The sequence below is a fragment of the Pseudoalteromonas sp. SG45-2 genome, from assembly GCF_014164115.1.
Lineage (GTDB): Bacteria > Pseudomonadota > Gammaproteobacteria > Enterobacterales > Alteromonadaceae > Pseudoalteromonas > Pseudoalteromonas distincta.
Genome location: NZ_JACJEO010000003.1, coordinates 90,316 through 102,183 on the forward strand (window position 1 = coordinate 90,316; position 11,868 = coordinate 102,183).

An 11,868-nucleotide genomic window follows, 5' to 3' on the forward strand; every position below is an offset into this window, starting at 1 on the left:
CTCATGTTACTAACCGTTGTTTATATTATTGGTATTACCGCAGAAGCCATGACTGGCGCACTTAGCGCAGGACGGATGAAAATGGATTGGTTTGGCGTAGTGCTAGTAGCCAGCGCCACGGCAATTGGCGGTGGTAGCGTGCGAGACATATTACTAGGCAATTACCCGCTTACGTGGGTACAACACCCTGAGTATTTATTAATTACCTGTATTGCCGGTATTGTTACTACGTGGCTTGCTAAATGGGTAGTTAAATTTAAAGGCATATTTATGCGCCTAGATGCACTGGGTTTAGCTGCTTTTAGTATTATTGGCTGCCAAGTGGGGCTAAATATGGGCCTGCATTATGGTATTTGTGTAGTGGCTGCCGTTGTTACTGGCGTATTTGGTGGATTACTGCGTGATTTAATATGTCGCCAAGCGCCGTTGGTATTACATAACGAGCTATACGCGAGTGTATCGTTACTTGTTGCCTGTTTATACTTAGCGCTACACCATTATAATATTGACGACAACATCAGCATTATTGCAAGCCTTGTTGCAGGCTACTTAATTCGTATGGCATCAATACGCTTTAAATGGCGCTTACCTACCTTTAGTTTATTAGAGCAGCACGCTAAATAAAAATAACCTTTAATACAAAATAAGGCAGGTAATATACCTGCCTTAGTTAATATAACTATTAGCGTATTAATTTAATGCACACTTACATCACTTAACGCAGTTTTTAAGCCGCTGTTATTTTGCTTAAGTACGCTAAAACTGCCATCGGTTTCTAGCACTACGGCAGCTACATCTTCTATGGCTAATATACCCGCACCACGAATAGCAGCGCGAATTTCTGATTTAGTTACGCGCTGTGATTTAAGGGCTGCCGTGCAATATTCACCATCACTCAGTAACAACGTGGGCTCTGCTTTTATGAGCGCTGCAAATTTTGACGAGCGCACACTAAGCCATGTAATAACATATTGCAGCCCTATTAATACGACAAAGGCAAGTATGCCCTCAGCTAACGGAACACTTTTTGAAATAATCACCGAGGCTAAAATAGAGCCCAGCGCAATGGTGACTATAAAGTCGAACACGTTCCATTTTGAAAGCGTACGTTTACCCGATACACGCAACCAAAACACCAGCGCGATATAACCCAGTACACCTATTGTAAGTACACGTAATAACCCCTGAATATCATCGTAAAACATAGTGGCTCCTTGCTATTAAAGGTGGCAATTAGCTTTTACTTATAACCCTACATGGCGCTAAGTTAAATAACGATGAATAAAGTGCCTGCATCTACTTTGTTAGTTGTTTTACAAACTTAATTTTACTTAGCTCTGTGCTTTGATTATCAACGTAGCCACAAACATGATAATCATTGGTGATTAGCATAGTCAGCATTTGAGGAAACCGGTTCATCGATTTTACGTGTATATCGGTAAAGCCTTGTTCATAAGCCCACTTTTCTTGTTGGACAAGTAATTTTTTAGCAATACCTAATCTACGATAGTTAAAATGCACTCCACCAAGCCAACTATAAAATTGTGTATTAGATAGCTCATAGCCAATTTTAAAACCAACTAATGTATCTTCTTTATGTGCTACTAATATCAATGTTTTTTTGTTTTCTAAACGGTTACGTAAAGTGTCACTATCAATGGCTGTTAGTAGTTCAGGGATATATTCACTCACTGCGGTTATATCATCAATGGTGCCTGTGGTTATAGTTATAGTTATAGCCATAAAATTCCTTGTTTTTATTATATGATTTGACCTAGACAGTTTAAATTTAAACTACGGTTGATTATGATGGTTTAAGCATTATATCTCTATTTTCGCTTTTTAATTATTAGAAAGGATCACCATGTCTAACTATAACGAATCTCCAGAACAAGTTGAACAGGCCACTCAGGGCTTTGTTATGCAACAAACTATGTTACGTATTAAAGATCCAAAGCCGTCGCTCGAATTTTACCAAAATGTATTAGGTATGAAGCTGTTAGGTAAGTATGATTTTCCTGGTATGAAGTTTACGCTTTACTTTTTAGGCTACGAACAAGAATTACCGCAAGGTGATGATAGAACTAAAGCAGAATGGGTGTTTCGTCGCCCTGCGCTAATTGAGTTAACCCATAACTGGGGCACTGAAAGCGACGACAGCTTTGAGGGCTACCACAGCGGTAACCAAGAGCCCAAAGGCTTTGGCCATATTGGTATTAGCGTACCGGATGTTTACGAAGCCTGTGAGCGCTTTGCAAAATACGATGTTGAGTTTGTTAAAAAACCAGATGATGGCTCAATGAAAGGCTTAGCATTTATTAAAGACCCTGACGGCTACTGGATTGAAATACTATCTGCCGAAGGTATTGCTGATATTATTCTTTCTCAGTAATAATAAGCTGCTATAAAAAGAGCTTAGTTGTAATCTCCACCAGCAACTAATTACCAATTTAGAACCACTGGTTTTGTTACCTTGCTTTTAAGTGAGGTAACCCATTTAAAACGTTTTAGGTAATTAGTTACCCGCCCCGCTGTATTTTAAGCATAAAAGGAGATTTAAATGCTCATTGGCATCATAGAAGATCATCAATTAGTAAGAGACAGCTTTAAAAAGCTTTTAGAGTTACAACCAGATTGGAAAGTAATTATTGAAGCGTGCAGCGTGACAGAAGCCAAGCTGGCTGTAGAGCTTGAACAACCTGATATATTTATTGTTGATATATCGCTTAACGGCACTGAAACCGGCCTTTCTTTTTTGTCGTACCTTGAAGAGTTTTTCCCGCATATTAAAAGTATTGTTGCCTCCATGCACGACCACGAACCTTATGTAAGCAATGCTTTGCGATTAGGTGCTTTGGGTTATGTGTCTAAGCGCTCTGCCTCTGATGAGCTAATAGATGCAGTTAAAGCGGTCGCTTTAGGTAAAAGGTACATTAGTGAAGACGTAAATTTTTCGATGAGTAGCGAAAATTTAGCATTAACTGTGCTTACTAACAGAGAGCTTGAAGCCCTTCCGTTATTTTCTAAGGGATTAAACGCTAAACAAGTTGCGCAAATACTCGAAATAATGCCTAAAACAGCACATGTACACAAAGCAAACATATACAGCAAACTTAATGTTACGACCTCGTTTGAACTGCTAAAAATTGCAATTGATGCGGGAGTAATACAGTTAGATGAACTTACCTAACGTTTCTTCTTTATCTAATGTTAGTTTTACTACCGCATACAAAGAGGTAGCTAAACAGTTATTGGTGGGGCTAATTTACTTTATTGCTTCACTCGCCGCTTTTTGGGTTAGCCAAAACCTTGAAACCGTACCCGAGAGCAGCGCTATATTTATTCCCGCAGGCGTAAAAATTGCGTTTTACTTACTCACTCCAACACGATACTGGCTCACCTTATGGATTGTGTCACGCGCTTTAGCTGCGCAGCTTGGTTTAACATACAGTGGGGTTTGGGAGTTTGATTTATTTCATGGCTTTTGGCAGGAGCTTTGTTTTATAGCGCTTGTTTATGTGTTTAAAAATAGCCGTTGGCCGCCAAGCATTAACGACAGCCTAGGTATACTTTCGTTAATACTGCTTTGTGTTGCGAGTACATCTATAAAGTGGTTTTTGTTTGCCAGTGCGTTTGAATTTACAAATGTATTGGTTGCTAAAGAGCTACTGCAGTATCAGTTAAACATGTGCTTGGGCGATATTACTGGCTCGTTGTTAATTGCCCCTTTTATTATGTTAATTTACGATTCTAAATACAGTTTTAACACAGTCAGGCTCACTAAGTTATTTGGCCTAGTAGCCACTTTAGTGTGTTTTATATTAATTGTATTTTTTGTCTATGCGGTTCGCCCAGACACCTACCCGCTATTAAGGCTTGCATCGTTATTACCGATAATTTGGTTTTCGTATAAGTATGGCCTGTTAGGGGCTGTAAGCAGTGCAGCGCTTATTAACGCGTTAATAATTGTTGAAGCAAGCATTACGCACGAGCCTAGCAATACCTACATTAGCCAGTTATTTATTTTAGCAAACGCAATTACCAGTATGGTTTTAGGCGCTGCAATTACTGAGCTTAAACGTAAAAACAACGAGTTAAAGCAAACCAATAAAGAGCTTAAAGAGCAGCTAACTCAAAACACGGCGCTGGCTGCCAAAATGGTGTCGGTGCAAGAAAACGAGCGAAAGCACCTTTCGCAAGAGTTGCATGACGAATTAGGGCAAAACCTAACGGCATTAAAAACAGATTTAGCTATTTTGTCGCACCTTAGTAACGAAGATACCCAATCGTTTGTGACTACATTAAAAAACAATGCTAATTCGATGTATGACTCTGTTTATCAATTAATGCATTATCTACGCCCGCGTGAGCTAGATGAACTCGGTTTAGAAAAGGCAATAACACAAGGGCGACTAAAAAGCTTACTGCACAAGGCAAATATTAGGTATCAGCCACAATTTAAGTTAGATAATAGCCTTTCAAAAGATCACGAAATAGCTATTTACCGAATTTGCCAAGAAGCAGTAACCAATTGTATGAAGCACAGCAATGCCAGCAAACTGATTATAAATATAATAAACAGCGACGAATTTATTGAGTTAACAATTAGCGATAACGGGACTTTAGTAACCCCAACAGATAACTCAGGTCACTACGGTTTAGCGTTTATAGAGGAGCGCACTACGGCATTAGGCGGCACTTTTAAGGTGTTTAAACAAAATGGCTTTACCATTAAAGTAAAGCTGCCTTTGAGTTTTGATAGCGCGATTAACTAGCAAACATGAACTTGTTTGGTATAAAATTTTTGCCTTAATTGGCCTTCGTCAAGGTGGTCGGGATTAACTTGGATCTCGGCTTGATTACCTAATAGCTGTAATAGCACTCCTTTTGATATTAGGTAGTTGCCTAAACTTGATTTTACAATGACTTCTTTGCCTATGGCTTCTTGTAAGCGTGGCGTAGGTAAGCTCGGATGGCTAATTGGTTTTAAGCCCTCAGCTGAGGTAAATAAGTTTATGCAATGCTCTTTAGCTGCAACAATACTTTCGTTTTTACTTTTAATTACATCTACATTATTTAAAAAATGAATTAGTGCTTGGTTAGCCCGATCAAACTCTGCTGATACGTCATCTATATTTCGGGCGGTTGCCCATTTTCGCACAACTATGTATTCGTTTTTTTTAACACGAATTAAGCTTATTGAGGCTCCGGTCATTCTGCTATTCCACTCAATGCGGTAGCAATCAGTTCCTAAGCTGTGAAGCAACACGCTCATGCTTCCAAAATCCTTTGTACTTTCATCAATCAAGCTCATTTTCGATCCCTCACTTGCAAGTTACAAGGAGTGTATAAACGATTACTTAAGTAATAAATCATCCATATTCTTAATCGCTCTAGGAAAATGGCTTATATAAATTTTGGATTTAGTGGCTTGCAAGTCAATAACTAATATTACATATAAAAAAGCGAGTGGTTTAGCTAACTGCTAATAATTAATTTGTAAGTGATTTATAGCTTATTTATAAGCCCAGGCATCGGTTATTATTACTTGGCAATTGTTATAACTGGCCGCTTGTTTTTGCGCAATACCTCTTACTCTAAAGTTTGTTGAGTCATTAGGAAGTATAATTAGGTCTTCGTCGGTTATTGATAACGTATCGACTAGCGTGTTTTGCTCGGTTAAAAAATCGACCTTAAACTTTATATTTTTAAAGGTGAAGTCCGACTCGTTTTTTACCTGCCCTATGCATGCAACATACAATGCATCGTTTTCATTTTTAGTATTAATTTGGCTTACATTAGCGATTAAGTTTTTTTGTGCTTGGTCTTTAAGCCCTGCTACATAAATATTTTGATAAAAAATAAACCCAAAAATACCAACAATACTAAGCGCTAATGCACCAATAATAATGGGATTGTTTTCTAAGTTAGAATATTTAGCTTGAAGTGAGGTGCATTGCGGGCATTTTTTAGCCCGTGAATCTATAGTGCTAAAGCACATAATGCATTCTTTAGTGTGTTGCACCTTTTCCACTACAATAACCGTCCTTGTTAAGTATTAAATGTTAAGTATTAAAACCAGCAGCATTGCTGACTTTAAGGTATCTTAGTTTACTCATGCTAAAGAACCCCGTAAACACATATAGGTTAAAAAAGTAACGATTTTATAATACAACACAATGCACTGTATATAAAAACAGTGCATTAGATTTTAGCATTTTAACGTAAACATAAAAAAGCCAGCGGTTAAGCTGGCTTAGAATATTTACTAACTTACATAGTTACTTGCGTAGTGCGTCGATTCGCGCATCAAGCGGCGGGTGGGATGAAAACAGCTCAGCAACACCTTTGCCACTTGCAATACCAAAGGCCATCATTGAGCCTTCTAATTGCGAAGGATGGTTTTGCTTTAATCGCTCAAGTGCGGAACGCATTTTATCAGCACCAACTAGTTTTGCTGCGCCGCTGTCGGCTGCAAACTCACGTTTACGGCTGTAACTTGCAACCACTATGCTTGCTAGCACGCCAAATAATACTTGGAATAAAATATCGAATAAGAAGTATGTCCAGCTACTACCGCCCTCTTCTTCATCGCTATTAATAAAATTATCTACAATGCCTGCCAGTACTTTTGCGGCAAATATTACAAAGGTGTTTACCACGCCTTGTATTAGCGTAAGCGTTACCATGTCGCCGTTAGCCACGTGCGATACTTCGTGGGCAAGTACGGCTTCGGCCTGATCTTTGGTCATGTTGTGCATTAAGCCTGTGCTTACTGCCACTAACGAGTTGTTTTTACTTGGGCCCGTTGCAAACGCGTTCATTTCTGGGCTGTCGTAAATAGCTACTTCTGGCATTTTAATACCTGCTTTTTGTGCTTGCGCAGATACCGTTTGTACAAGCCAATGTTCGGTTTCGTTTCGAGGCTGCGTAATTACGTGCGCGCCTGTTGATTTTTTAGCGATCCATTTCGACATAAATAACGAAATAAACGATCCACCAAAACCAAATACTGTTGCTATAAGTAAAATTCCGCCAAGGCTACGATGGCTTAAGCCCAGCGCACTCATTATTATTGAAAGCACTACACCTAATACCAACATAACCGCTAGGTTAGTTAATAAAAACAAAAATATACGTTTCATATTGTCCTCACAAAAATAGGTTTGATCACCGAACATAAAATTAAATTAGGTTAAAGCAACCACTGCGTTATGACACACTATGTCATAACGTTAGCGCTATTCTGTGACAAACTATGTCATAACACAAGTGTTATTTATGTGTTTATTGATAATTTTTTTAAGAAGGGTTTTACAGCAAATTTAAGACTAAAGTTTCTTTATAAGTCAGCTTATTACAAGCTGTTATTAAGCTCTGCCATATCAATCGGAAAACCACGCTCGTGTGCCAATATGCGTGCAACTTCGTCAATTTTGTCGCCGCTATTATGTTTAAGGTACGACCATTGGTGGGTACTTCGGTGATGATTTACAGCAGGATCGCTACTTATTATTCCTAATTTTATAAACTCACCCACTATTTGATCTGCCGCTATTAACGTTGACGATGCTTTTACATTTTCGGCCCGTGCGTAACTAATATGCGAATATAAACTTACATCGGCTACGCGCAAAGTGTCGTCATCCCCTGGGATTTGTTGCCCGCCATACAAGGCATTATTTTGTTTATTAGCAATTTTAAACGCAGGGACAAACTCGGCTACATAATCAATTGCTGTTTGGGTACGTGTTTGCAATGCTGCTTTGTCCCAGCCATCTTTAATATAATGCAGGTATTTATTGGGAAGTTTAGGTTGTGCGCTCATTGGCGTGGCATCAGCTAACCCATCATTAAACAATGTAATGTTGTTAGTCATGCCATGTATTTGAAAGTATCCGTTAGGGTAAGGGGTTAGCTGCGCCATACCTTCTGGCGTACCTCGGTTACCATAAATAATTATTTCGGGTATTTGCCCACCAGCACCTTGCCAATGAGTAATGTAAGAGGCTTTAAATTCGACCATGCGTTTTACATCTACCCCAACGAGGTCGTCAATAATACCGGTTTGAAAACCACACGCATTAATTAGGTAATCTACCTCAATGGTTTGTGAATCGGCTTGTGTATTGGTTGAAGTATCAGGTTGTTCATCAAGGCTTGGCTCTGATTGATATTCAATGCGCCACTTAAGTGTTTGCTTATCATTATTGGTATTTATAACTGGCGATACATTTTTAACACTGGTGCTTGTTAAAACGTGAGCGTGTTTGTACTGTGCAAGGGCGAGTTGTGCACTGGCCGATAAACGAAAAATATTCCAGCCATATTCTTGTGCAACGATAAGCGGAAACTTTAGCTTATCTAAATCTAAATGCTTAGCCACGGGTATCATCCACTCATCTAACGACGTGGGCTTGGCTACTTGTTTTTGCTTAGCAAGCTTTAGCATTTGCTCATAACTATATAACTGATAATAATGCTCTGGCTCGCCTAACACTTTATTAGCGCTATCTTGCTCTACAAGCTCGCTGTATGCTTTTACTAATTTATTTAAACGCGGAAATAAATCCTCCGGTGAGTCGTCATCGCGTTTAGGCACTGCAAATACTGTGGGGCGAACATCGATGGTGTAAGGATAAAGGCGCGCAATATCTATACATTGCTTGAGTAAATCTATGCAGTCTTCGTCGGGTATTTCACGATATAAGTTGCCACCCGCATGCAAATGGCACATTGGAGGGCCATCAATTAACGACTTTTTCTTTTCAAGCACATAAGTTTCTAGCCCTAACGCAGCAAGTCTAATGGCTATTGTGGCGCCAGCTGTGCCTCCACCTATTATACCTACGCGTTTTTTAGGTAAGCCATAGTTTAGTGCTTTTGGCTCAGCGCTTACGTGCGCATCTGGGGCGTAGTTTTCAATAAATGGGTGCGTCATATAGTCGTTATGTCCTTAGTAACATTGTCTTTAAGCAAGCTATGTATTTATAAACGTTTATATGTGTACTAAGGTTGACTATTTCAAGATTTACCTAAAAAAGTAAATCTTTTTAAACCACTTAAGTGTTTATAGATAACGCACTAAGCAAGCTTTTGTATATTTGTAACTTAGGCGTTTGCTCGCTGTATGGGCTTATAGCAAGTATTGGAAACGGTAAACGTGCTTTTAGTGAGTCAAGGTTTGCTTGGTACTCGTCCATATTTTTATCTACTTGGTTTGCAATCCAGCCAACGCAGTTTATTCCCATACTTTGCATATGCGCAGCGGTTAGTAATGCATGATTTAAACAACCTAGCTTCATGCCTACAACAAGTATTACTGGTAGCTGCTCAGCCTTTACCCAATCGTATAAATAGTCGGTATTATTAATTGGTAGTGCCCAACCACCAGCGCCTTCGGTAAGTATAATGTCAGCGCCCTGTTGTTTTACGTTTTTATAAGCATCACTTAGTTTATCAATAGTAATACTAACCCCAACTTTCTCAGCTGCTATGTGCGGCGCAATAGGCGGTGCAAACGCAAACGGATTTACTACGTCGTATTTAGCGCTCACTGTTGCGCTTTCCATTAGTATAAGGGCATCGGCGTTTACTAGTTGATCGAACGCCATTTCGCAGCCAGCAGCAAGAGGCTTAAAACCAATTGCTTGTTTTTTGTGTTGGGCAAGTAACTTTAATAGCAAACTGGTAACGTGGGTTTTTCCGGCATCGGTGTCGGTGCCTGTTATAAAAAATTCTTTCATGCGTTGCCTTATGATCTGAATCTAAGTTTGGTTTAATTTTAAGTTTTAACTTAAGCAATTAATCGCTTTTTTGTAATGGCTTTTTTCTAATGGCTTTTTTCTAATGATAACAGCACCACATGATAAGACACACATGCTTTATTATTTATAAGCGGATACGCACTGCATACTTTTTGTAGCGCCGATTTGGTAAGTAACCCTTGGCGCGTATTGGTATGATTTTGCGTTGTTGCACCAATAGCCTTAATTGAGGCAATAGCTTTTAAAGGTGTTGTGTATTCATCGGTGTAAATACGTTTTTTAGTGCTGTTAATAGTAAATCCTGCATTTTGGACTGATTGGTTTATATGCAACTCACTATTAAAGGTGTTTATATGGCTGTTAGAATCAAGCGCTGCAAAAGCTGTTTTTATTTCGTTTAGTGAACCCTCTACCACAGTGCTTATGTACGCCTGCCCGCCTGGTTTTAATATGCTGTAAAGTGATTGCATTAAAGCCGAAAAATTTGCAGACCACTGCACTGCAAAATTACTGTAAATAACATCAACACTATTTGCTTGCAGCGGTAAATTATCCATATCTGCACATATTTTAGGTGCGGTTAAATCACTACTTTGCAACATGTTTAAGCTTAAATCCATTGCCACAACGCTTGCAAATACGCTTTGTAAGGTATGTGTATTAACAAGTGGGCCTGCGCCTAAATCAACACAAAGCTTATTTTTATTAATACCTGGTTTTATGAGCGCAAATAGATCGCTCGCTGCGTGTTTTTGTACATTTGCATGGGTGTTATAACGCGCTGCCGCCTTTGAAAACTTACTTTGGGTGGACTTTTTAAGCTCCTTGTTTAGCTCTCGATTTGGCTCCTTATTTAATTCTTTATTTAAATCGCTACTTACTAGGCACTGTTTTACTAAGCGAGTTTGCACTAGGTTTGTTTTTAATACTGGCTGAGCAGTCATGCTATTGCACCTACTAAATGTTTAACTAAATGCGTTATGTCTTGCTCGGTATGTGCGGCGGTTAAAGTAATGCGTAAACGTGAGGTGTTATGTGCAACCGTCGGCGGTCTAATTGCAGTGAGCCAAATACCCTGTTGTTTTAGTTTATCTGCCGCTTGTAGCGTTTGCTCAGCGCAGCCTAATACAATGGGCTGTATGGCTGTGTTTGATTCCATTACAGCAATATTATGGGTTTTAGCGAGTTGCTTAAATAACGCAATATTGGCATTTAGCTTATCGCGTTTATCATCAGCTGTTTTTATGCTTTTAATACGCGCAAGTGTGTGGCTTGCCATAAGCGGCGAGATAGCAGTTGAATACGTGTAATCGCGATTAAATTGCAGCATGTAATCAATAAACTGTTTACTGCCTAATACACAGGCGCCACTACTAGCCACTGCTTTACCAAAGGTAATAACTAATATATCTGGCAGCGTTTGAGTAATAAACGCTTCGCAACTGCCCAAACCGGTTTTACCTAATGCACCAAAGCCGTGTGCGTCGTCAATCATTAGCCATGCGTTGTGCTGTTTTGCAAGTGCGAGTAATTCTTTAAGAGGCGCGGTATCGCCATCCATCGAAAACACACCTTCGCTTATAATTAGCTTGTTTTGCGCTTTTGATTTTTCGAGCCGTGAACGTAAGTGATTCATGTCGTTGTGATTAAAACGCACTAATGCCGCATTACAATGCAGAGCACCGTCAATCAAGCTTGCATGATTTAACTTATCTTGAAAAATATCGCTGTTTTGTGCAGCCGCTTTATCTTGAAACAGCGCTTTAATTACGCTGCTATTAGCGCTAAACCCTGAGTTAAATAGCATTCCTGCGCCATAACCAAATTGCTCACATAAGTATTGTTCAAGCGCTTTTTGCTGCGCCTGATAACCGGTAACCAATGCAGAGCTGTGACTGCCTAATGCGTAGGAGTCATTAAGGTTTACAGCCTCATCCCCAAAACCTAAGTAGTCGTTACTCGCAAAATTAAGATAGGTTTTATTATTAACCGTTATGGTGCGCGCTGTAGCGTGCTCTACTACATTGCGTTTACGAAGCAGCGCATCTTGCTGGCGAGCCTCAAGATGCGTATTTATAAAATCAAAAGGCATAGATATAAA

General features: G+C 39.4%; 13 protein-coding genes. 4 read left to right on the forward strand and 9 right to left on the reverse strand.

Annotated elements, in window-relative coordinates; genetic code table 11:
• The first annotated feature begins 3 nt into the window (after positions 1 to 3).
• On the forward strand, positions 4 to 624 hold the full coding sequence (locus tag H5116_RS02710; RefSeq protein WP_154944503.1) for a trimeric intracellular cation channel family protein: 621 nt from the start codon (positions 4 to 6) through the stop codon (positions 622 to 624).
• A gap of 71 nt (positions 625 to 695) precedes the next feature.
• Here the strand turns inward: H5116_RS02710 and H5116_RS02715 are convergent, their stop codons facing one another.
• Together H5116_RS02715 and H5116_RS02720 are read right to left on the reverse strand one after the other, a co-directional pair.
• A complete protein-coding gene (locus tag H5116_RS02715) occupies positions 696 to 1,205 on the reverse strand; it encodes a DUF421 domain-containing protein (RefSeq protein WP_182715502.1) in 510 nt (169 codons plus the stop codon).
• A 91-nt stretch (positions 1,206 to 1,296) separates the two neighbouring features.
• Positions 1,297 to 1,743: a GNAT family N-acetyltransferase gene (locus tag H5116_RS02720; protein ID WP_220487420.1), complete on the reverse strand. Its 447-nt coding sequence runs from the start codon at positions 1,741 to 1,743 to the stop codon at positions 1,297 to 1,299.
• 121 nt (positions 1,744 to 1,864) lie between these two features.
• Between H5116_RS02720 and gloA the strand changes: the two genes are divergently transcribed.
• The 3 genes from gloA (at position 1,865) to H5116_RS02735 (ending at position 4,775) form a co-directional block, all read left to right on the forward strand.
• On the forward strand, positions 1,865 to 2,392 hold the full coding sequence (gene gloA / locus H5116_RS02725; RefSeq protein WP_182711227.1) for a lactoylglutathione lyase: 528 nt from the start codon (positions 1,865 to 1,867) through the stop codon (positions 2,390 to 2,392).
• A 168-nt stretch (positions 2,393 to 2,560) separates the two neighbouring features.
• A complete protein-coding gene (locus H5116_RS02730; protein WP_024589303.1) occupies positions 2,561 to 3,190 on the forward strand; it encodes a response regulator transcription factor in 630 nt (209 codons plus the stop codon).
• Positions 3,177 to 4,775 carry an MASE1 domain-containing protein gene (locus H5116_RS02735; RefSeq protein WP_182715503.1) on the forward strand — a complete coding sequence of 533 codons (1,599 nt, stop codon included), beginning with the start codon at positions 3,177 to 3,179 and terminating at the stop codon, positions 4,773 to 4,775. The genes H5116_RS02730 and H5116_RS02735 overlap by 14 nt, the downstream gene beginning before the upstream one ends.
• Here H5116_RS02735 and H5116_RS02740 read toward each other — a convergent pair.
• The 7 genes from H5116_RS02740 to H5116_RS02770 form a co-directional block, all read right to left on the reverse strand.
• Positions 4,772 to 5,314 carry a hypothetical protein gene (locus H5116_RS02740; RefSeq protein WP_182715504.1) on the reverse strand — a complete coding sequence of 181 codons (543 nt, stop codon included), beginning with the start codon at positions 5,312 to 5,314 and terminating at the stop codon, positions 4,772 to 4,774. The two genes, H5116_RS02735 and H5116_RS02740, sit on opposite strands and share 4 nt — an antisense overlap.
• A 201-nt stretch (positions 5,315 to 5,515) precedes the next feature.
• Positions 5,516 to 6,001 (reverse strand): hypothetical protein, encoded by a 486-nt coding sequence (locus H5116_RS02745; protein ID WP_182715505.1) that lies wholly within the window; start codon positions 5,999 to 6,001, stop codon positions 5,516 to 5,518.
• Between the two features lie 280 nt (positions 6,002 to 6,281).
• The gene (gene htpX / locus H5116_RS02750) at positions 6,282 to 7,145 is read right to left on the reverse strand and encodes a protease HtpX (protein ID WP_182715506.1); all 864 of its coding nucleotides are present in this window, start codon (positions 7,143 to 7,145) and stop codon (positions 6,282 to 6,284) included.
• Positions 7,146 to 7,357: 212 nt separating this feature from the next.
• Positions 7,358 to 8,941: an FAD-dependent oxidoreductase gene (locus tag H5116_RS02755; RefSeq protein WP_182715507.1), complete on the reverse strand. Its 1,584-nt coding sequence runs from the start codon at positions 8,939 to 8,941 to the stop codon at positions 7,358 to 7,360.
• Between the two features lie 121 nt (positions 8,942 to 9,062).
• Positions 9,063 to 9,746: a dethiobiotin synthase gene (gene bioD, locus H5116_RS02760; RefSeq protein ID WP_182715508.1), complete on the reverse strand. Its 684-nt coding sequence runs from the start codon at positions 9,744 to 9,746 to the stop codon at positions 9,063 to 9,065.
• An 86-nt stretch (positions 9,747 to 9,832) separates the two neighbouring features.
• Positions 9,833 to 10,711: a methyltransferase domain-containing protein gene (locus H5116_RS02765; protein WP_182715509.1), complete on the reverse strand. Its 879-nt coding sequence runs from the start codon at positions 10,709 to 10,711 to the stop codon at positions 9,833 to 9,835.
• Positions 10,708 to 11,859 (reverse strand): 8-amino-7-oxononanoate synthase, encoded by a 1,152-nt coding sequence (locus H5116_RS02770; RefSeq protein WP_182715510.1) that lies wholly within the window; start codon positions 11,857 to 11,859, stop codon positions 10,708 to 10,710. Before H5116_RS02770 ends, H5116_RS02765 begins: the two co-directional genes overlap by 4 nt.
• Positions 11,860 to 11,868 lie beyond the last annotated feature (9 nt).